Source organism: Eisenbergiella porci (assembly GCF_009696275.1).
In the GTDB taxonomy this organism is placed as follows: domain Bacteria; phylum Bacillota; class Clostridia; order Lachnospirales; family Lachnospiraceae; genus Eisenbergiella; species Eisenbergiella porci.
In genome coordinates, this window is sequence record NZ_VUMI01000007.1 from 133,726 (window position 1) to 151,932 (window position 18,207).

Below are 18,207 nucleotides of genomic sequence, written 5' to 3' on the forward strand. Positions count from 1 at the left end.
TTAAAGATATTTTGCTCTCAGATAATCGGCATGTTCCTTTGTAATCACACCGTCGTTAATTTCAGCAATATTGATACTGCCATAGAGTTCTCCCCACAGGCAGTCGAGCAGCGGAGATTTGTTTTTCAACCCGTCCTTGTATGCGTCCAGATCATGTTGCAGATATCCGGGCAGCCCGTATTCATAAGAGCGTTCCTTTTCCGCCTGATGGATTCCTTCGGAAGTCAGAAGCTCCATCGACACGCCAAGCGCCTTTGCCAGCTTATACACCGTTTCTGCGGAGCATTTTTCAAGCTTTGTCTTACCGCTGCATATATCGTTGAGCGTAGCGTGAGGGATTCCCGCGTCTACGGCTAATCGGTATTTTGTCATGTTTCGCTTTTTCAGCAAACTCTCGAGCATCATTCCTGTCACATCCTCTCTGCTATTATTATATCGGTATGCCGAAATAATGTCAAGAGGACTACATGAAACTTAACCAGGTCTTTTAACTGCTTTGCTGTCTTTATCATAGTAGTACCTCCAAATACTGCCGCAAAATTTTCTCTACCCGGAACAGCTTTGCATAGCGCATCAACGTCCGCAGATTTTTGTCCTTTCTTCTGGCATACATTTTGAGCGCCCACTGGAACGTCTGCATCTCCAAACTGTTCCGGCTTCGTAACAGGTCGCAGATCGTTCGCTCCATATCATAAGCCGGTACAGTATGCCCAAAGGGGGTCTGCGCCGTTATCAATCCCACATCATGCAGCTCTGCCTTGATGGTAAAGACCTGAACCCCTTCCGCTTTTAGTCTGGTGGGATTGTAGCCGGTCTTTACCGTAACCGTGTACTCGGTTGGCTCACGGTCTGTCAAATCGTGAAAAAACAGGGCTGTCTCATGGGAAAATACCGCCTGTTCAAACCGCAGATGGATCAGGTACATCGCATCTACCCAGGAATCTTTGGAAAGATAAACGCCATGTGCAACCCGTTCCAATTCCCGGTCCTGTACATAATGATAGAAAACCGGTTTGGAAATTCCGGCAGATACCACCTGGGCGGTTTGCAGCATCCCATCCTGAGCCGCCAGCATCCTGTCCAACTGTTCATATTGTCCCATGGCTTCACTTCCTTTCACACTAATATTATACGCAATATTAGTCTAAAAGTAAAGTGAGCGAAGCTACGATTTTGCAGTTCCTACCATGATTTAACCATATACGCTGTCCTGGATGGCGAATTTCAAATACTGTACTTTTCCCAGCAACCAGAAGGCCAGTTTCGGCAGCCCAAACGGGCTGATGAGAAAAGCGATTAGTAACAGGATGAGACCGTTTTGCGGGGAGTATATCACCAGGACTGCCACGCCCAGCAGGGCGGTCCCCATGCTGAATAGTCCCAGCACCAAGCCGTTTCAAAATCCTTACAGGGTATTTTTACTGTGAACACATCTCAATGTGATATTCAAAATATTGTTCCTGAAAATCTACCGCCTTTGCGACTTCCTCTTTTGTAAAGTAAATTCCCTCGGGCACTGCCACGAGTTTATCCTCAACATCGTTATGACGATGGATAATTCCGATAATACGGGCAAAATATTCCTCAATCGGAACGCCTACGCCGAGCAAATATACTTTGGGAGCGGAGGTCAGGGGGAACAGTATCGAGGTTCACACTGGCCAGGTTGAGGCGAATTTCAGTCTCACTCAGGCGTGAGTAATGGAGGCGGCAGCGCAGAAAGCTCTCACGATCAGGGCTATACAAAGGAGCAGCAGTACCGCCGATTTAATCCTTACCTCTCCCAGTCTTTTGTTTGTACAACATAGTTTAATCAATACCTCAGCCATAAAGCAGGACGAACACCACCTGTACATTTCCCGTCGGCGATATTGCCTTTCAATATGTTGTTGCCCTGAATTCCTATATTGCCGTCACCGTGAATGTAGACTGCCTTTACACCAACCCGACCCGGGGTGCGAATCCACCACCACCAAACCTGTTTATTATTGCTCTCAAGTGTAGCAACACGCTTACCATTATTTTTGTCTTTTCTTTCAAACCAATATTTTTGATTTTTTCGTGGGTTATACAATAATGAACTGCTATCACCAAAATATTGGCACGCCGCTTCTTCCATGCTCAATAAAAATATTCTGTCCTCCGTATCTGCTCCGCCGCTTGTACCATACCACTCATTGTTTGGATTTTTATTTACCACTGGACTTATTCGCAATTTATCAGCCATACTGAATTCATCATAAAAATCACCATTCAAATATTTTCTTAATGCACAGTCAGCCCATGTTACTTCAGTATAAGCATCATGATATGGGCGCTGTTCAACAATATGCTCAGTTATTATCAAAGCCCTGTCTTTTTTTACGTCCAGCACTATCCAGTCATATTTTCCAAATGAAATTATGTTACCTACCTGCATTTTTCTCATAATCCTTTCCCATTGAGCATAGTTTATATCTTATACGCCTAATATCATTTATTCCCTCTTATCTGTCAGCGTGCTGTCCTTTTCTCAAAATCAAAGTGATAAAACACTTCTCCATGATTGATTCTCAGAACACCCTTTTTCATATGCACAGCCAATATACAACAGTGTTCCCTGCATCCCATTAGAAACTTTATTATTCTCCTGGGTGAAGCTGTCCCAGATGGTTGCCAGAAACTCAGGACTCATCCCGATTCCTGTATCCGCACAACGGATTGTAGTGATAACATGGGTTGTATCTTCCAGCTTTTGCTCTGCCGTCAGTCGGATTGTCCCGCCTTTCTGCGTGAACTTTACCGCATTGCCAACGATATTCATGAGCACCTGTTTTAAGCGGGTTTCGTCGCCTGTAATGCAGGGGGCAACAATATTCTGTTCTACAATCAATTCAACACCTCGTTCCTGTGCATTTCCACGCTGCATAGATACGATGGCATCCAGCATCGTTTCCAAAAAAAACGGCTTTGAAACAAGCTCCAGCTTTCCTGCTTGAAGCTTTGACATATCCAAAATATCATTGAGCAGGGAAATCAGATATTGTGTTGTGGTATTGGCCTTGCAAAGCCAGCCTGTCATTTGCTCCATATTCCCATCCTGCAGATGAGACTGCATCAGATGGAGCAGGTCAACAATCCCATTGAGCGTTGTCCGGATCTCATGGCTCATACTGGACAGAAATTCACTGCGCACTTTTGCCTCGGTGTTTGCTTTGATCTCTCTTTTGCTGAAACGCAAGGACATTAAAAGAGCCATAAGCGATATGAGAATGACGGCAATGACCATGGATATGCTTGCAATAACAAATGGCTTTGTCAGATCCGTAAACACAGTTCTCTCAACAACAGATAGAAAATACCAATCGGTACCTTCAATGGGAAGAAAGAAAAGCTGCTCTGAAATACCGTCCTCATCTGTAAACATAAAATGAAACTGCTCTTTACGGCTCATGCTTTCCCGGATCACTTCGACGTTATATGGACTCTCCCGATTTCCCCTATCCAGCCAATCATATAGATTGCTCCTTTGATTTATGGATACGGTTCGGTTGATATTGACGATATAATCCCCACTGGGAGTAATCACACTGCTGTACCCCCGGCTATCACTGTCCTTATAAAACGAATAAATCACCATCCGGTCCTGAATCTGGGTAATGGGTGAGATGCCGACCAGCCAGGTAAAGTTCACACCTTCGACATGGAGATCATCCAGACGTATGGCATGGAGAAGCATTTCCTTTGAATCGGACGCCTCAATGAAATCACCCGTAGGGCATATCGCTGCCTGCGTTCAGGAAACAACGCCGGGTTTGCTGAGTGCCTGGCAGACTCTTACCGTTTGATTTTAACTTCTGTTCAGGCACATATGGTTGAGAAACACCATTTTACCGAAGCTTTATCTGTACAGGTCCCTGACAGGGATTCCTTAAAATAAGATGCAATCAGTTGGGATGTGGAAAATAAACACACACATCCCAACTATTTTTCTGACGGTGTTTGCCGTTCTGCCTGTCAGATTGCCGCTGAGCGGAATAAATCTTAATCATCTCGATGTTTGCTCAACCAATTCATAGCACATATCGTGAGTATCGAACTCCCAAGGGACAATATATCTTCATTAAACACAACGCCTTGATTATGCATGGGTTTACCATACGCTTCATTTTCCTGGTTGGTACCGGCGCCTAATAATAAATAGGCAATGGGCACCTGATAGCTAAAGGAAGCAAAGTCTTCGCTGCCCATACCTCCCTGAGGCAATATCCTGACTTGCTGAGGGGCAATGAATTGCTTAATGTAATCGCAAAACTCATAGATCATCTCATCGTTGTTTATCAGAGGCGGCGCACTGGATAATTCCGTTACAACTGCCCTTCCTCTGAAGGATTGGGCACACAGATTTGAAATTTCTTGAATTCTTTCAAAAATTCTATCCCCTGTTTCTTTATTTTTGTAACGGATTGTTCCCTCTAAAACGACTTTTTCAGGAATAATATTGGGAGTTTGTCCACCGGCAAATTTACCAATCGTTAATACACAAGGGTCTTGCGCCGCCACTTCTCTCGCTGCAATTTCCTGTAACGACAGGTAAATATGTGCCGCGATATTAATTGGATCAACCCCATTTTCAGGCATCGCTCCGTGACAGCCCACGCCGCTTACTTCAATGCGAAACAAAGTGCAGCCAGCCATGAAATGGCCAAGACCACACAGCACCATATTGCTCGGCGTACCAGAGTTTACATGAAGCGCCATGGCTGCATCTACCTTTGGATTTTCCAAAACACCTCCCTGAATCACAGCCTTCGCCCCGGTAAAACCTTCTTCATCCTCCTGAAATAATAATTTTACTTTTCCCTGAAGCCGGTTTTGATACTTTTTAAGCAATTTTGCAGCACCTAACAGCATGGCGGTATGCATATCATGACCACAGCCATGCATAGCTCCGTTTACACTTTTAAAGTCTAAATCAGTTTCTTCCTTAATGGCTAAGCCGTCCATATCTGCTCTAAGCAGCATAGTTTTACCAGGGAGTTCGCCGCTGATCGTTGCCACAATTGAGCTATTGGCAATGTCCTGGGGTTCATATCCATACGCAATTAGCTTCTCTTTCACAAATGCTTTGGTATATTGCAGTTGTATCCCAACCTCAGCATTTTGATGTATTTCTCTTCTGATTTTTACCAACTCTGGCTGTAATAATTTTGCTTGCTGATAAATTTCATTCATAGCAATTCCTTTCCATTATATTATTCAAACCCAACTCTTCTCCATATTAAAAGCCTTACATGCCATTTATCTTCCTGACGGTGTTTGCCGTTCGGATTGTCAGTTTGCCGCTGATATTCGCACTTGCCGTCTCCCTCCACCAGTTTGTCTTTTGATAATCCTTCCGGCTGAAAGACCAGAATACCGCTTCCTTATAATCCTGAATCTTTTCCAAACCCTCCCTGGGTTCTCCGATCTCGTCCCGCACTTCAGCAAATGTAGCCGGAGGCATAATAAAAATTAGATTATCATAGATTTCCTTATTTTCATCACCCCACCAGTCAGGCGCGTGTTGCAAAATATCTTCGATATCCTCTTTTGATATGACGAAAACCGGAATATCCAGACCAAACCACTTTTTTATCGTTGTTTCAATCCGGTCTGTAAGGCTCCCTATATTCTCTTCATTACTTGAAAAAATCACATTGCCACTGTTCAGATAGGTCTTAACCGCTCCGAACCCAAGCTCCTCAAAAGCTTTCTTTAGTTCAGCCATCGGAACTTTATTTTTTCCACTTATATTGACACCGCGCAAAAGCGCAATATATCTCGTTGCTTCCTCCATATAAATCTCCATTTCGTCTTATTTTGATATACCTTCAAGGACAGAAAGATCATGTTTGTCCTTATCCTTTAGCTCATATTAACTGCTGAAGTTTTTCTTGTATGTTGTCCGTTCCCTTTATCTGAACGTATTCGTGTATTCTCTACCACTACCGGGCTATCAGCGCCATAAATATTTCCCCTATCAAGTCCTAAACAGCAAAACTTCGGACAGGGCATTTGGACAATACCAATATCACCACATACTCAAAATAATCAACATCTCTGCACTCCTGTCAAGCTGATTCGTCATTTCTTACTTTTCGATTGAAATAAACGGAGGAAAGGTATCGGAGCTATCGTTACGCCGCATAGTTTTTGAGTCCACATCAAAACACTTGCCGTTGTATTCATAGTATAGCTTATTAGCTTTAACATAAAAACGATGTTCCGATTGAAATGCAACGGGCTTAAAATGCCCTTCTTGTATCGGCTGATCCCGATACAAGACCTGATCTTCCGATAACTTCAGCACATCATTTTCAAGACGCACATCATAAATTCCACTTACGATAGCCTCTGCTGCCACATTTTTCCCTGAAGCTGAAATGAAACGAAAACAACCAGTCAAACTATTCGTGCTTTTTCGCTCCGCCAGTTCAAATCGGAACAGGGATACACCACTGAAATCTTTTCGCAATTTTTCCCGTTCTCCATCCTTTCCCATGAGCCATATCTTCTCATTAGATACAATAAACATATCCAACTGAAATCCTCTCTGAGAATATTTTAGATTAGAGAAAGATATTTGATCTGAGTAAACGCCCTGTAACGCACCATTTTCAAGTTCGTAAACTAATTCCTTTGTAAACAGCGTTTTGCCATCCACATTCGCTTCAATGAAGTTGATGATTTCTTTCATTAGCACCCGACCATCCTTTCAATTTGAAATATCAAAGTCTGATGAACAAGCAGACAATGATATAATAAGTAACATAGCACTAAAAAAAGTTGTGATCTTTTTCATTATTGCACCTATGCAGCTCCTTATTCACCATTCGTTCAACAATTTTTGCAATTTTTCCACAAACTGTCCGATATGCAAACCATCTACAAAAGAATGATGTGCCTGCACAGAAATTGGAATCAAAAGTTTTCCATCTTTCTCATAATATTTTCCCCAATCAAAAAGCGGTGTTGCATTATCTTTTTTACCCGAATTAGTGTGGGAAATATGCGTATATGTTACCCACGGCATGGGAGAACATTGAAACACATCATTTCCTAAAGGTCCCGTAAAATACTCTTTCTGTTCATTTGCCACTTTTGTTGCCAGTTCACAATATTCTTTCAGATCATCTATCATAGGTACATTGACTACCTTGAACAATTCTGTTTCCTGATTAAGATATGTAAATGCAGTATCTATCTTTTCAAATAAAACAATCTGTCCGTCAACAAACCGATAACGAAACGCCTCTATTTCATTTGCACATTTGCAAACTGCATGTACCATTGCCAATGTAAAAGAAAGTCCTTGCTCCTTTACCATACGCCTAAATCTTGTAATATCTGCTTCAAAGGTTACGCAAAATGCTGGTTCAACACTGTTTCTAAAAATCATACAGTGCATTGCCCTATCCCATGTTTTTTCATCAATTACTTTATATTTATTTGCCATAGATACATTTTCCTCCAACTTCTGATTTTCTTTCACATTCAGCTGTTCGGCAGCCTTTCTAAATCCCCGATGGGAACATTCATTCTTTCCGACACTTCTTCCATCGTCATGCCGGTATTCCAAAAACGTCTGACCACCATTTTCATATCCTCACCAACCCCTATGAGATGCTCAGGATCTCTGTTGTGTTACTCACCGACAAACCGGGATCTGTAACTTCTGTATTTCTTTCAATGCTTTTTGAATATCCTTATAAACTAACGGTTGCATACTGTCATCCACTTGCTCGGCATGCGCATTATATGCAAACTTCAAAGCTTTCATTGTCATCTGGGTATAGACCATTTTCTACCTCCGTCATAAATGTATAATATATTGATATGCAAATATGATTGCTGTACAAGTTAGATTTTCACACATATGCGGCGGATCATTTTCTGAGAAACCTGACGGACGCAGTTCTAAACATCGTAATGAGCCAAATGTGTACTCGCTTAGTTATATATTCTTTCATCAATACACCATTTGACAATTTCCAATTTATTTGTCTACTGCAAATTAACTATTCAGAAGTTTTGTTAGGTCCTCAATGGATACGTCCATTTTTGCAGATACCTCTTCCATAGTCATTCCAGAAGCAAGGAACCGCTTTACTACCATCTGCATATCCTCTCCAACCTCTATGAGATGCCCATCCAGATCGTAGAACCGGATCACACGTTGTCCCCAGCTATGCTCAATGACTTCTCCCAGATACTCAATCTCCGGGTATGCTTTCAGCTTATTCAGGAAACCATCAAAATCCTGTTCCTCAAAGACGATCTCCGCATTGTTGGATTTCATCAATACCTTTTCTTTTGGTATACTTACCAGCCAGTCAAAATCCTGCTGTAATGCCAGGCCGCAGGTAAAAGCGATGTTCCTTCCGTAATCCTGATAAACTTCTAACCCGAACAGTTCCTCATAAAACTTTCTTGCGGTGCTGATATCTGCTACCGATATAACTGTACAAACATACTTCATAGAAATGCTCCTTTCAAGCCTCTTTCGCTGTTCTTTATTTTTGACAAACTACTTTCATTCACTTATTATTTACTTTTTTTCCGCCTCTTCCTCTACAGGGCGCCATGCTTCTCCAATCCGCTGTCTTTTCCCCCGGAGAAGGAAACATAAATATGATCAAACTCTTCAAAGAGAAAATGCACTCGTGCTAAAAATGCATCATAAACATTCATATGCAGATACTCTCTTACCAAAAATAAACCTCTCTTCTTCTGTCCTTTCTAAGAACCGGATATATTCCGACTTCGGTTCTTTATTTTCATCCCTTAATGAATGATGGCTATATCCAAATTCTCACTTTTTCTTTCGCAGTTTCAACTCAATATTGTTCTTCGCTGCTGCCGCCTTCAGCAGCCATGCAGCAAACGCACTTTTTTCTTTAAGCGTCAGCGTTTCCAAATCAGCTCTGTCCTCAATTTGCCTGAGTACCGCCTGCAGGTCTTGCAGATCCAGCAGATAGACTGCTACACAGAACAGCGTCTTTTTCCTCCCGTCATTGTAGCCGGCAAGTAGAATGTCCAGGATACGTGCCTTTTCTTCCTGCTCTGCGTTATAGGCTTTCATTCCAATCTGATGAGCCTTTTTCATATCGGCTTTTTGGTTTCCATGTGTGATGCTTGTCCTAACAAGCTGACAAACTGGGATTTTGTTATTTCTAAACCCGGGTTATTCTTTTAAATTTTTCAGAGCTTCCGGGTTATTCAGGATAATTGTTCCAACAGTTTTACATTCTTCTATATCGGAGCAGTCACCACATGTTGCAACGCCCTTTTTCAGCGCACACTTACGAATACCACACAGACTGTCACAAAATACCGTTTTAATCCCCTCAACGCGGCAGCCATGGCAGTTAATATGTTCAGGGAGAATAGGGGCATTATTTAACTTTGCCCATAATTTTGCAGTTTTTTCACGCAATGTTTGATCATTGTTGATTGTTGCAATGTATGCGTCACATTTTTCGCAGTTAAGTCCGCAATATGCAATCATATCTTTCATAGCCTTAGTCACCTCTATATCTTCAAATGGTTTCTCGGATTAAATTCGTTTCGCTATCTCCAAAGTGATATAAAATTTGTCCAAATTATGATTGGCATCATTAAATCTTTCCATCTCGTACTTATCTTCCGATAACACATCCCCCGTCACCAGAAAATCATATAAATCAAAACCGTAGAAATCACAAACAGACTGCACTCCTGCCAGTTCCATGTCTACCGCGATGCAGCCTTCCTTCCGCCTCTTAGCAACCTGCCCTGCTGTTTCACGCAAAAACGCATCTGTAGTCCATACCCTTCCTTTCACATAAGGAAAGTGCAGCTCATCAAAAATAGCAGCGAGCTTTTCGTGATTTTTCATCTTGATGTAATCAGTTGGCGGTGCATAATGATAGGAAATTCCTTCGTCTCTGTAGGCTTCTGTCGGAATAACGAATCTCCCCTGCGTTTTTTCTTTATCGAGACTTCCCGCCGAGCCAAACATGATAAACTTCTCAGCACCAGTCAGCCAGTTTGACTCGATACAATACTCAGAGGTTCCGGTAGAACCGATTGCTGATAAATAAAAAGCAATTTCCTTTCCTTCAGAGCTGAATTTATAAATCGGAACAGCCCCGTTCGGTGCATTGATTTCTGCAATCTTTGTACAAATATATGTGGTGAGAACAGTCTCGTAAATCTCTTTGGAAAAAATGATAATGCAGATATCGAGGATCTTTTTTCTCTCCCCATAAAAATCCTTCAGCGTGAATATAGGCTCAGTTTTGTTGTCAAATGAATCCGTAATCATAATCTTAATCCTCTCCGATTCAATAATGGCTGTGTACCCGTCTTACATTTTCTTTTCGTAACTTGCAATTTTCTCAGTTCTATAAACTGGGATTTTTATAACCAAACGCCCCAATCACCATAATTAAATGTGCCACTGCCATGACAAAGTTTCCCATTTTCTTTAAGTTCCTCAAATGCTTTTCTCATACGGATTAAAATTTCCGGCTGTATATCCAAAGAATGATGTGCGGGGAATACTTTTTTTACTGGCAATGCAGAAATCTTTTTCAATGAAGCAAGATATGCTTCAGGGTCAGTAGAAGGATAGTATGCAAACAGTATATCTTTATATACCAAATCGCCAGTAAATAAGTATCCTTTGTCTTTTTCCCAAAAGCACAAATGCCCTGGTGAATGTCCAGGTGTATGCAACACTTCAATTTGCCGTCCGCCTATATCTATCACATCATGGTCAGCTACAATTTTTGTTGGCATTCCTTGAAAAAGCTCGTAATCATATACATTGAAGTTATTTGGTAAATCACAACGGTCAATAACCATTTCCCTGATTGTTTCCATCGATAGAGGAAATTTTCCATTAAGCCAATCCAATTCTCCAACATGAGCATAAAAATCTGGAAAATATTGATGTCCACCAATATGGTCCCAATGAATGTGTGTTGCAACTGCCGTAACAGGCTTATTTGTCAGCTTCATTACTTCATCATAAATATTGCAGATTCCCAGACCAGTATCAATCAATAAGCTGCGGCTGGAGCCATTTAACAGATAGCAATGCGTCTCCTCCCAATGCCGGTATTCGCTGATAATATATGTACCTTCATCAATCTGGTCAATCGTGAACCATTTATCCATTTACAAGCATACCTCTATAATTATTTTCTGATTTCCTTTGCAGAACATCACTTATTTTTCTGCAAAGGGGCGTTTATTACGTTCATTTATCTATATTCTCTATCCTTTTCAATACTTTATTAAATGATTGCAGTATTGAAGTCCTCACTTTTTCTTTCGCAACTTCAATTCAATATTGTTCTTTGCCGCCGCTTCCTGAAGCAGTCCTGCGGCAAAAGTGCTTTTTTCCTTGATCGTCAGTGTATCCAAATCAGCTCTGTTCTCAATTTGCCTGAGTACCGCCTGCAGTACAGGACTGATTTCCCTCGCCGCCCCCGCAGCCGGAGCAATATTTATTCAAAAACATGGGGCAAAGCCCGCAGTTCAACCCACAAAGGGAAAACAATTGATTTTTTCGGCTAAATCCTTTCATGGTGGGATACTGCCTGTCTGAATGCCTTTATACACATTGGTATCGTATCTCCGATTGTCCCATCCAAATCAAATGCCACCAATTTAATCATGTTTTGGTTCCTCGTTAATTCTGCGAATCACTCTACATGGATTTCCGACCGCCACACAATTTGGCGGGATATCTCGGGTAACAACGCTGCCTGCTCCAATCACACTGCCAGCCCCGATTTTAGTCCCGGGGAGTATGATGACGCCACCGCCGATCCAGCACCCGTCCCCGATCTCAACGGGCAGTGCATATACCTGGCAAAAGTGCTTTCCGCTCTCCGGGGTCCAGTCTGGTGTCAGGCGTTCTGCCAGTTCCACGGGATGCGTTGCCGTATAAATCTGCACATTGGAAGCAATCATGACGTTATTTCCGATTTTTATCTGATTACAGTCGATAAAGGAGCAGTTCATATTGATCGACACATTGCTGCCGATAATAATATTACACCCATAATCGCACAGGAATGGCGCCCCTACCGACACGTTTGTTCCAATCCCACCGAGCAGCTTATGTAAAATCCCTTTTTTCTCTTCTTTCTGGTCATAGGTCAGTTTGTTATAAATGTCAAGCAGCTCTTTTGTCTGCTTCTTATATCGCAGAAAAATTTCATCATGGCAATTATATAATTCGCCAGCCATACATTTTTCTAACTCTGTCACAAAAACACCTCCTGTTCAATTCTGCTATCTACGTTTTTCAGTTCACACAATAATTTCCATGCCATCATAGGCAAAGAAAATAGGATTGAGCTTCTCAGTTCGCTTCAGTTTCCAGCGAAATCTATGTCATACCTCGTGCCATGAGAGAAAAGAATTCGCTCTGTTAATTGAACACATAAGATGATCGTATTTTCATCGTCAAAATTGTTGTGCCCGTTATCAATCCATTCGCTGAATGCCTGTCTCAGCTTTTGGGCCATTTCATGATTTTCCTTTTTACAGAACCACCCGAGGTTTATCCCTTTGCCATGCGCAGTGAACCATTCGCCGGCCACCGCCACTATGGGGTTATGATCTATCTGTTTCATCTTGTTGGACGCAGCGTATGTGATGATATAAAAACAGCCATCCTCATAATAAGCATTCACCGTTCTCACATACGGAATGTTTTGGTCCGTAGTGGCAATTCCAGTCTGGCTATCGACAAAAACGAAAGCTTTTTCTTTGCACATTTCTCTCTTGCGTAATCATAGGTTTCCTGAATAAGCAGCTTCAGTTCCCCAAATGTTTTTTTCGATGGACTCAGCGAACATATCCAGCCCATCCAGACATATACCGGGTGTGGCAGAATACAGTCTGTTGAAGAAAAATCATACTGCATACTGACCGTTTCAACCTTTCCCGGCCGTTTGGGGTTCGTACCAAACAGCTTGCGAAAAGTCGCTTTGTGAACGTCCAGATTCACACGGAAAATCTCATCCCTGTCCAAATTAGAACCTGAATCATTTTCGCCGTCTTTTTCTTTTACCGTCAAGACTTTAGTTCCCCGATAACTGGAAGCTGACTAATTCTTTCTTGTATAGATAGTTCTTGTAAATTTAATGTCATCTCCACACGTTTCATCGATAGCAACATTAAATTCATTTACTATAGCTTCTTTAAATAAACCGTATCCTCCTGCAATATAAATATTTGTATCACCAGAAAACGCAAAATCAATCCTATCATTTTATAATCCTTCTGATAAATTTTGAAATTTTTTATTTCTCTATTTCATTTTATAAATTACATTTTGCAGGTTCGCTAAGAACCTACCCGCATGAGCACCATCCATCTGCGTATGGTGAAACTGAAAGGATATCGTCAGATAGTACCTGAACAGCTTCTTTTTGTATCTGCCCCAAATGATAAATGGGTTATTATAAATACCGCTGTTCATACCGACTGCTCCATCAATCTCTGTATCTATGATTGCTGATGTGCCAATCACCATACTGTCCGTCAGATCCCGGTTCTCGCAGCTGTCAGCAACCTGCATGGTGTATCTCAGGTAATCCTGATTGAACTTCGCCAGATCTTCCGTGAAGAGAATATCGCAGGAGCTGACTTCTCCTTCTTTGTTCTTCACAATAGTATTCACGGCAATGGAATCGTACTGAACCAGTTCATGGCCGACGGGGAGAATATAAAACTCCTTTACGCCTGAAGCCGCCTTGCCAATGCAATAGTCAAGAAGCATATTAAACTTCAGCTTCCTTTTCTTATTTATTTTGATCAGCGGCGTAACATCCAAGATCTTAAAGAATGTCACCATCGGATTCGGCGCATCCATCCATAATTCAAAAGCCTTTGCCCGTTTTGTTTGTTTTGGGTCTATCTTTTTTGCCATCTTCGCCTCCACGACCTTCTATTTCCTGTTTGGACTTCTCTTAATAGCTAATAGCCGCATGAAATCTGAAAACAAAGATGTATCAACCGGCTCAAACATCAGCCATTTTCCATCGTGATAGGTTTTTGAGTCATCGTAAACCTTCTGGACGCTTTCCGAATACTCACTACGGCCGGATTCAAATTTCGCCCGCTCGTCTTTTCCCAGTATTACCATAAAGCCAACGCAGTTCTCTCTTGCGTATAGGGCGCAGAGTGTTTTTCCGTCTCTGCGGTATTTGTATTCATAGGTCCATGCCTTGCCGCCGCTGTTCCAAATGCGGTCCATATCGTACTTTTCATCAATCGCAGCGCATAGCTTTTGCCACACGTCATATAAAGACTGCCCAATTAAAGCGGTCATATCGTCCATATTTGGCATTTTATCAAGCATATCTGGTTTCCCTTCTTTCCCATATCTCTTTTAATAATCTGCAAACCCGCACTTAGTGATTTGCCTATAGATTAACTCTTAAAAATTTCATCTTATCATGGATTAGACTGCAACTCCGTTTCCACTATACACGATCATATCCAAGATTTATCCTTTTTTTGTCCAAGTTTAATCCTACTGGAATTTCACGCAGCTCTTTCTGAAGACGGTGTGCAAAACGGATTGTTTTCACCATACCGCCTTTCTCCCTCCCATCGTACACAGCAATCACGCGGTCTGAATGCTCGACCAAATACCGATTGCGCTGCAAGTAGACGTTGGGCTGATATTCCTCTTGAATTACCACAATCTCAGTGCAGGCACTCAGCAAAGCTCTTGTTTGCACCCTGCGATTCAAGCCTTCCACACGGCTACGGTATGGAAGCACTGCAATCAGTTTTACGTTCCGTTTTCTTTCTGCAGTTCCAAAACAATCTCAGCAAAATATTGATCCACACCATCTGCAAAACCAGACAGAAAGACAGTGAAGCCGTCCTCCACTGCTTTTTTTAATTCCTGATGCAGAGCTTTCTTTATGCTGTTAATCTCTTTATCAGGCACATCCCTATGCCCGGTAATACAACATGTCTTTCCTTTTATTGTATCTCCCTCGTTCGATAGTTCTATTTTTTCATTTTACCTAATTATAGTAGATTTATTTTTTCAGGTCAACGTAAACACCCCTTTTGTTTTTGCGAATAAAGCACATGTGTGAGGTACAATCTATTAGAGAATGGAGGTGAAGGCGATGTATGAAGATTTTGTCCCGGAACGGCTGGCAAAATTGCGATCACAAAAGGGTGTATCTGCACGCGACATGTCATTGTCGTTGGGGCAAGTCAACAACTACATCAATAACATCGAAAATAAAAAGTCACTTCCGGCCATGCGATCCTTCTTTTACATCTGTGAATATTTGGGCGTAACACCGAAGGAATTCTTCGATGAAGGAAACCCTTATCCAGAGGCTCTGCAGGACTTTATCGAAGAGGCAAAAAAATTGGATCCCAAGTCTATGGCTTATCTCCTCGGCTCGAATTGTCCTTTATTTATCCTTTTATCATCTGCATGGTCAAAACTTCACCGTAGACGCAACCAAACATCACACTGCGCTATCTGAAAAAAATGGAGCAAACACAGTGACGGATACCTGCTTGCTCCATTTTATCGTTTTTCAGATGTAATCACATTTTTGGCATTGCAATAATGTGTTTTTACTATCCTCTTTATGGTATGCGCCGGACCATCTGCAAATACTCTGCAGGATCGGCACAACAGAAATACTTTTATCCATCAAGCTATATCCAGTCATCGTCGATATTTCGTTTAATTTAATACGTCCAATAACATCAACTGTCATCAGCTCCTTCAATGTAGATGCCAAAACAGCATCCGTTATATTGGTCATGGCCTGTAGAATTAGGATATGCACAGGAACTTTGGACATTAGCAAAGCTTCATAAACACATTCAGAAACATGCGGAAGAAGCTGGCTTTCCAAGGCTTTCAACAGTTACAAAAACTTATATTCAAAAATTTGCTTACAGGAGAAGCAATTCCATTAGTAAGTGATACACATAAAAGCTCTGATTTTATTGAATTTCTGAAAATACTAGACAAAAAATATCCATCACAGGACACCATCAGAATTATTTTAGATAACCACTCAGCGCATACATCAAAAGAAACCAAACGTTTTCTGTCAACTATGCCCAAAGGACGTTTTGAATTTGTATTTACACCAAAGCATGGAGCATGGCTAAATATGATAGAAAGCTTCTTTGGCAAAATGACAAAACAAATGTTGCGCGGTATCAGGGTAAAAACCAAACAGGAACTTGTAGAACGAATCTATCAGTATTTTGATGAATTCAACAAAGAACCTGTTGTTTACCACTGGAAATATAAAATAAATGAAATATCAGAGGCTGATGCAGCGTCTGTTTAATGTGGTACTTATTAAATGATCGTTGTACTAGTAAAGAAGTTCTCCTGTAGAAATAACATGATTTTCTACTCCGTGCTGTTTCAAATAAATACCAGCGCTGGCAGCACAATAATGTGAACTTCCCATGCCACTGAAAACTACTTTTCTGAATGGGATTTCTCTCAATTTATTCATCTGCTTCAGCATTCCGGTCTTTATATACCAATCCAGCATATTTCTTAACTCCACCGCCTGTGTACATACGTCCTCCAGATAACTGGTCATCTCTTCCTCCATGCAACTTTACCTGCCTTACTAATGTTTTCGTGTACTTTTACCGCTGTATTCCTGCAGGAAAGTGCCCAGTTGCCCCAATTTATCCCAATACTCAGTATTCTGCATTGTCCGTTTACGGATCAGGCGGTAAACCTCATCCCTATACCCATCAAATCCAATGAAACATTTTTTCTCCATAAATTACTTTAATATTTTCCTTAAATTAAGTAAAACATATCAGTCTTGTATAAAAAAATTATCCTTTAACCGCTCCGACCATAACCCCCTTTACAAAGTATTTCTGTACAAACGGATAAACCACAAGAATAGGCAGCGTTGTGATTACAATAGTTGCAGCCCGGATAGACTGAGAAGGCGGCACCACATCCAGGGAGTTATATGCTTCTGCCCCCAAATCTCCTATACTGGAAGCTGCTGTTATAATGTTTCTTAAAATGTTCTGCATGGGAAGTAACGGAGTCTTATTGATCAGCTCTGAAAGGCGAAAATTTCTCGCACAAAAATTACTGATAAGCACTGAAGATTTAGCCGATGCATGATAAAATAAAAAAAAGTTTTTCGCAAAGGAGAAAATTTATCGTGACAAGGGCTGAACAACGAAGAAACAGAAAATTGTATGAAAGAGATTTTGCAGCATTCTGTAAAATAATCCGCCAGTATTTCCCGGAATTCACGCAATGGCTGTGTGAAACGTCAGATCCCCGCCAGTCCAGCATATATGAAATCGAAGTGATGCTGATGACTGTTATTATGAAGAACATTTGTAGCATCCAGTCCATGCAGGGGATGACAGAGAAATTTAATGATGAGAACTGTGTGGAGAACCTGTGCAGGCTCCTGGGGGTCGGGCGCCATGAATTTCTGCCGCATTATGTAACGGTAAATGAGTTCCTGAAAAAGCTGGATACAGGAGAACTGGAAACCCTGCGTAGAAGAATGATAAAAACGATTCTGAGGAGACGGAAATTTGAGGACGCGAGATTTCTGGGGAAGTACTGGCTGGTAATCTTCGATGCGACAGGCCTATTCCATTTCCATGAGAGGCATTGTGCACACTGTCTGAAAAAGACGTTAAATAAAGGAAGCAAAGAAGAAAAGACCATCTATTACCATAATGTATTAGAGGCAAAACTGGTATTGGGGGAAGGGCTTATCATCAGCCTGGGGACAGAATTTATAGAAAATGAGAGAGAAGACGTAGAAAAGAATGACTGTGAAACGAGGGCATTCCACCGTCTGGCAAGCCGTCTGAAACAGGAATACCCAAGACTGCCGGTGTGTGTGCTGGCAGACAGTCTTTATGCATCGGAACCGGTGTTTAAGAAATGCAAAGAGAACAAATGGCATTATCTGATCCGGTATAAGGATGGGAGTATTCCATCCATAGCGGAGGAATATCATGAGATAGAGGGAATGGGGGAACTGCAGGAACTGGAACGGGAGATAGCGAGGGAATATCCGAGAAAAGGGAGGGTAAAAGAGAAGCAGCATATGGAATGGGTGCCGGAGCTGGAATACAAAGGGCATAAGCTGACGATGCTGGCCCTTTTAATAGAAA

The 18,207-nt window shown here is 41.6% G+C and carries 24 protein-coding genes and 5 pseudogenes; 3 read left to right on the forward strand and 26 right to left on the reverse strand.

Annotation, left to right across the window (positions count from 1 at the left end; translation table 11 throughout):
• The 23 genes and pseudogenes from FYJ45_RS06470 to FYJ45_RS32125 all read right to left on the reverse strand — a co-directional run bounded on the left by FYJ45_RS06470 (position 1) and on the right by FYJ45_RS32125 (position 14,986).
• The gene (locus tag FYJ45_RS06470; RefSeq protein WP_235930634.1) at positions 1–405 is read right to left on the reverse strand and encodes a helix-turn-helix transcriptional regulator; all 405 of its coding nucleotides are present in this window, start codon (positions 403–405) and stop codon (positions 1–3) included.
• Between the two features lie 103 nt (positions 406–508).
• Positions 509–1,102, reverse strand: a complete 594-nt coding sequence (locus FYJ45_RS06475) for a type IV toxin-antitoxin system AbiEi family antitoxin domain-containing protein (protein WP_154463945.1) — start codon at positions 1,100–1,102, stop codon at positions 509–511.
• Between the two features lie 90 nt (positions 1,103–1,192).
• Positions 1,193–1,396 (reverse strand): annotated as a pseudogene (locus FYJ45_RS06480) (CD1845 family protein); the annotation flags it as partial.
• Positions 1,397–1,813: 417 nt separating this feature from the next.
• Positions 1,814–2,428, reverse strand: coding sequence for a DUF6273 domain-containing protein (locus FYJ45_RS06485; protein ID WP_154463946.1), 615 nt, complete (start codon positions 2,426–2,428; stop codon positions 1,814–1,816).
• A 90-nt stretch (positions 2,429–2,518) separates the two neighbouring features.
• Positions 2,519–3,718, reverse strand: a complete 1,200-nt coding sequence (locus tag FYJ45_RS06490; RefSeq protein WP_154463947.1) for a sensor histidine kinase — start codon at positions 3,716–3,718, stop codon at positions 2,519–2,521.
• A gap of 305 nt (positions 3,719–4,023) precedes the next feature.
• The gene (locus FYJ45_RS06495) at positions 4,024–5,214 is read right to left on the reverse strand and encodes a M20 metallopeptidase family protein (RefSeq protein WP_154463948.1); all 1,191 of its coding nucleotides are present in this window, start codon (positions 5,212–5,214) and stop codon (positions 4,024–4,026) included.
• A gap of 55 nt (positions 5,215–5,269) precedes the next feature.
• Entirely contained in the window at positions 5,270–5,818 is a 549-nt protein-coding gene (locus FYJ45_RS06500) for a DUF1697 domain-containing protein (RefSeq protein ID WP_235930636.1), read from the reverse strand.
• Positions 5,819–6,112: 294 nt separating this feature from the next.
• Positions 6,113–6,718 (reverse strand): hypothetical protein, encoded by a 606-nt coding sequence (locus FYJ45_RS06505; protein ID WP_154463950.1) that lies wholly within the window; start codon positions 6,716–6,718, stop codon positions 6,113–6,115.
• Between the two features lie 129 nt (positions 6,719–6,847).
• Positions 6,848–7,477: a CatA-like O-acetyltransferase gene (locus FYJ45_RS06510; protein ID WP_154463951.1), complete on the reverse strand. Its 630-nt coding sequence runs from the start codon at positions 7,475–7,477 to the stop codon at positions 6,848–6,850.
• A 558-nt stretch (positions 7,478–8,035) separates the two neighbouring features.
• The gene (locus FYJ45_RS06520; protein ID WP_154463952.1) at positions 8,036–8,500 is read right to left on the reverse strand and encodes a VOC family protein; all 465 of its coding nucleotides are present in this window, start codon (positions 8,498–8,500) and stop codon (positions 8,036–8,038) included.
• Positions 8,501–8,592: 92 nt separating this feature from the next.
• Positions 8,593–8,733, reverse strand: a complete 141-nt coding sequence (locus FYJ45_RS30050) for a hypothetical protein (protein WP_154463953.1) — start codon at positions 8,731–8,733, stop codon at positions 8,593–8,595.
• Positions 8,734–8,833: 100 nt separating this feature from the next.
• Complete coding sequence (locus FYJ45_RS06530; protein WP_235930638.1) at positions 8,834–9,127, reverse strand: DUF3795 domain-containing protein; 294 nt, start codon at positions 9,125–9,127, stop codon at positions 8,834–8,836.
• A 78-nt stretch (positions 9,128–9,205) separates the two neighbouring features.
• The gene (locus FYJ45_RS06535) at positions 9,206–9,538 is read right to left on the reverse strand and encodes a DUF3795 domain-containing protein (protein WP_154463954.1); all 333 of its coding nucleotides are present in this window, start codon (positions 9,536–9,538) and stop codon (positions 9,206–9,208) included.
• Between the two features lie 39 nt (positions 9,539–9,577).
• Positions 9,578–10,327 carry a nucleoside phosphorylase gene (locus FYJ45_RS06540; protein ID WP_154463955.1) on the reverse strand — a complete coding sequence of 250 codons (750 nt, stop codon included), beginning with the start codon at positions 10,325–10,327 and terminating at the stop codon, positions 9,578–9,580.
• Between the two features lie 95 nt (positions 10,328–10,422).
• The gene (locus tag FYJ45_RS06545; RefSeq protein WP_154463956.1) at positions 10,423–11,184 is read right to left on the reverse strand and encodes an MBL fold metallo-hydrolase; all 762 of its coding nucleotides are present in this window, start codon (positions 11,182–11,184) and stop codon (positions 10,423–10,425) included.
• A 289-nt stretch (positions 11,185–11,473) separates the two neighbouring features.
• A pseudogene (locus FYJ45_RS32595) lies at positions 11,474–11,596 on the reverse strand (DUF3795 domain-containing protein); the annotation flags it as partial.
• 83 nt (positions 11,597–11,679) lie between these two features.
• Complete coding sequence (locus FYJ45_RS06560; RefSeq protein ID WP_276924681.1) at positions 11,680–12,285, reverse strand: sugar O-acetyltransferase; 606 nt, start codon at positions 12,283–12,285, stop codon at positions 11,680–11,682.
• Between the two features lie 104 nt (positions 12,286–12,389).
• Entirely contained in the window at positions 12,390–12,797 is a 408-nt protein-coding gene (locus FYJ45_RS06565) for a pyridoxamine 5'-phosphate oxidase family protein (RefSeq protein ID WP_154463957.1), read from the reverse strand.
• On the reverse strand, positions 12,719–13,099 hold the full coding sequence (locus FYJ45_RS29480; protein WP_195841697.1) for a DUF6194 family protein: 381 nt from the start codon (positions 13,097–13,099) through the stop codon (positions 12,719–12,721). Before FYJ45_RS29480 ends, FYJ45_RS06565 begins: the two co-directional genes overlap by 79 nt.
• A gap of 30 nt (positions 13,100–13,129) precedes the next feature.
• Positions 13,130–13,258, reverse strand: a pseudogene (locus FYJ45_RS33090) (dihydrofolate reductase); the annotation flags it as partial.
• Positions 13,259–13,333: 75 nt separating this feature from the next.
• On the reverse strand, positions 13,334–13,954 hold the full coding sequence (locus FYJ45_RS06570) for a CatA-like O-acetyltransferase, family 2 (RefSeq protein ID WP_154463958.1): 621 nt from the start codon (positions 13,952–13,954) through the stop codon (positions 13,334–13,336).
• An 18-nt stretch (positions 13,955–13,972) separates the two neighbouring features.
• Positions 13,973–14,386, reverse strand: coding sequence for a DUF3788 domain-containing protein (locus tag FYJ45_RS06575; RefSeq protein ID WP_154463959.1), 414 nt, complete (start codon positions 14,384–14,386; stop codon positions 13,973–13,975).
• A gap of 438 nt (positions 14,387–14,824) precedes the next feature.
• Positions 14,825–14,986, reverse strand: a complete 162-nt coding sequence (locus tag FYJ45_RS32125) for an SLOG family protein (RefSeq protein WP_330588573.1) — start codon at positions 14,984–14,986, stop codon at positions 14,825–14,827.
• Between the two features lie 187 nt (positions 14,987–15,173).
• Here FYJ45_RS32125 and FYJ45_RS06585 point away from each other — a divergent pair.
• Positions 15,174–15,458 (forward strand): annotated as a pseudogene (locus tag FYJ45_RS06585) (helix-turn-helix domain-containing protein); the annotation flags it as partial.
• A gap of 141 nt (positions 15,459–15,599) precedes the next feature.
• Here the strand turns inward: FYJ45_RS06585 and FYJ45_RS32600 are convergent.
• Positions 15,600–15,872: a winged helix-turn-helix transcriptional regulator gene (locus FYJ45_RS32600; RefSeq protein WP_154463960.1), complete on the reverse strand. Its 273-nt coding sequence runs from the start codon at positions 15,870–15,872 to the stop codon at positions 15,600–15,602.
• Here FYJ45_RS32600 and FYJ45_RS06595 point away from each other — a divergent pair.
• Positions 15,836–16,373: pseudogene (locus tag FYJ45_RS06595) on the forward strand (IS630 family transposase); the annotation flags it as partial. The gene FYJ45_RS32600 and the pseudogene FYJ45_RS06595 overlap by 37 nt on opposite strands.
• 27 nt (positions 16,374–16,400) lie before the next feature.
• Here FYJ45_RS06595 and FYJ45_RS06600 read toward each other — a convergent pair.
• Positions 16,401–16,649: a hypothetical protein gene (locus FYJ45_RS06600; RefSeq protein ID WP_154463961.1), complete on the reverse strand. Its 249-nt coding sequence runs from the start codon at positions 16,647–16,649 to the stop codon at positions 16,401–16,403.
• 235 nt (positions 16,650–16,884) lie between these two features.
• On the reverse strand, positions 16,885–17,043 hold the full coding sequence (locus FYJ45_RS06605; RefSeq protein WP_195841698.1) for a hypothetical protein: 159 nt from the start codon (positions 17,041–17,043) through the stop codon (positions 16,885–16,887).
• A 185-nt stretch (positions 17,044–17,228) separates the two neighbouring features.
• On the opposite strand from FYJ45_RS06605, the gene FYJ45_RS06610 reads away from it, so the two are divergent.
• Positions 17,229–18,207, forward strand: a 979-nt coding sequence (locus tag FYJ45_RS06610; RefSeq protein ID WP_195841699.1) for a transposase, incomplete at its 3' end; no start/stop codon positions are given.

Excerpts from the sequence above, each read along its gene's own strand:
- FYJ45_RS06505 (WP_154463950.1), bottom strand. The coding sequence starts at position 6,718 with ATGAAAGAAATCATCAACTTCATTGAAGCGAATGTGGATGGCAAAACG.
- FYJ45_RS06535 (WP_154463954.1), bottom strand. The coding sequence starts at position 9,538 with ATGAAAGATATGATTGCATATTGCGGACTTAACTGCGAAAAATGTGAC.
- FYJ45_RS06575 (WP_154463959.1), bottom strand. The coding sequence starts at position 14,386 with ATGCTTGATAAAATGCCAAATATGGACGATATGACCGCTTTAATTGGG.
- FYJ45_RS06570 (WP_154463958.1), bottom strand. The coding sequence starts at position 13,954 with ATGGCAAAAAAGATAGACCCAAAACAAACAAAACGGGCAAAGGCTTTT.
- FYJ45_RS06490 (WP_154463947.1), bottom strand. The coding sequence starts at position 3,718 with ATGCTTCTCCATGCCATACGTCTGGATGATCTCCATGTCGAAGGTGTG.
- FYJ45_RS06565 (WP_154463957.1), bottom strand. The coding sequence starts at position 12,797 with ATGTGCAAAGAAAAAGCTTTCGTTTTTGTCGATAGCCAGACTGGAATT.
- FYJ45_RS06500 (WP_235930636.1), bottom strand. The coding sequence starts at position 5,818 with ATGGAGGAAGCAACGAGATATATTGCGCTTTTGCGCGGTGTCAATATA.
- FYJ45_RS06545 (WP_154463956.1), bottom strand. The coding sequence starts at position 11,184 with ATGGATAAATGGTTCACGATTGACCAGATTGATGAAGGTACATATATT.
- FYJ45_RS06475 (WP_154463945.1), bottom strand. The coding sequence starts at position 1,102 with ATGGGACAATATGAACAGTTGGACAGGATGCTGGCGGCTCAGGATGGG.
- FYJ45_RS32600 (WP_154463960.1), bottom strand. The coding sequence starts at position 15,872 with ATGTCCAAAGTTCCTGTGCATATCCTAATTCTACAGGCCATGACCAAT.
- FYJ45_RS06530 (WP_235930638.1), bottom strand. The coding sequence starts at position 9,127 with ATGAAAAAGGCTCATCAGATTGGAATGAAAGCCTATAACGCAGAGCAG.
- FYJ45_RS06510 (WP_154463951.1), bottom strand. The coding sequence starts at position 7,477 with ATGGCAAATAAATATAAAGTAATTGATGAAAAAACATGGGATAGGGCA.
- FYJ45_RS06520 (WP_154463952.1), bottom strand. The coding sequence starts at position 8,500 with ATGAAGTATGTTTGTACAGTTATATCGGTAGCAGATATCAGCACCGCA.
- FYJ45_RS06485 (WP_154463946.1), bottom strand. The coding sequence starts at position 2,428 with ATGAGAAAAATGCAGGTAGGTAACATAATTTCATTTGGAAAATATGAC.
- FYJ45_RS06600 (WP_154463961.1), bottom strand. The coding sequence starts at position 16,649 with ATGGAGGAAGAGATGACCAGTTATCTGGAGGACGTATGTACACAGGCG.
- FYJ45_RS06495 (WP_154463948.1), bottom strand. The coding sequence starts at position 5,214 with ATGAATGAAATTTATCAGCAAGCAAAATTATTACAGCCAGAGTTGGTA.
- FYJ45_RS06470 (WP_235930634.1), bottom strand. The coding sequence starts at position 405 with ATGATGCTCGAGAGTTTGCTGAAAAAGCGAAACATGACAAAATACCGA.
- FYJ45_RS06540 (WP_154463955.1), bottom strand. The coding sequence starts at position 10,327 with ATGATTACGGATTCATTTGACAACAAAACTGAGCCTATATTCACGCTG.